Genomic DNA, 560 nt, shown 5'->3' with positions numbered 1-560 from the left:
TCTCCCCCAGCGCGATCGGATGCCGCGGCGCTCGCCGCTGCGCCGGATGCGGCATCCGCCTGCGCGTCGGGCCGGATGCGGATCGCGACCTTGCCGCGGACCGATCCGGATGCCAGCCGGGCCAGGGCCTCCGGCCCGCGTTCGAGCGGGAAGACCTCGTCGACCACCGGTCGGAGCCGCCCTGCCTCCGCGAATGCGCGGACCTCGTCGAGGTCGTCGCCGCGGTGCTTGGCCGCCAGCGGCTTCAGGCGGCGCCTCGTGAACGGCGAGCGCAGCGTGGCGGCCGCCATCCGTGGCAGGGGGCCGAAGGTGCGCGAGCCCGTGCCCGCCGAGAGCACGAGCGTGCCGCGCGGCGCGAGGATCCTGGTGAGCGCGGTGAGCGACTGCGCCGCGACGAGGTCGATGATGACGTCGTAGACGGCGGCGTCCCGCGTGGGGTCCTCCGTGCGGTGGTCGATCACGCGGCTCGCGCCGGCGGCGCGCACGTGGTCGGCCTTCGCGCCGCTGGCGACGCCGGTGACCTCCGCGCCGAGCGCCGACGCGAGCTGGACGGCGTACGT

General features: G+C 76.4%; 1 protein-coding gene. It reads right to left on the bottom strand.

Going from position 1 to position 560, the window contains the following annotated elements:
- A partial coding sequence (locus tag ESO86_RS18345; RefSeq protein ID WP_165308450.1) for a zinc-binding dehydrogenase occupies positions 1 to 560 on the bottom strand: 560 nt, incomplete at both ends.

Source organism: Agromyces binzhouensis (assembly GCF_004135055.1).
In the GTDB taxonomy this organism is placed as follows: Bacteria; Actinomycetota; Actinomycetes; order Actinomycetales; family Microbacteriaceae; genus Agromyces; species Agromyces binzhouensis.
The sequence above is the reverse complement of the archived record's forward strand: the minus strand, read 5'-3'. Positions and strand labels throughout refer to the sequence as shown.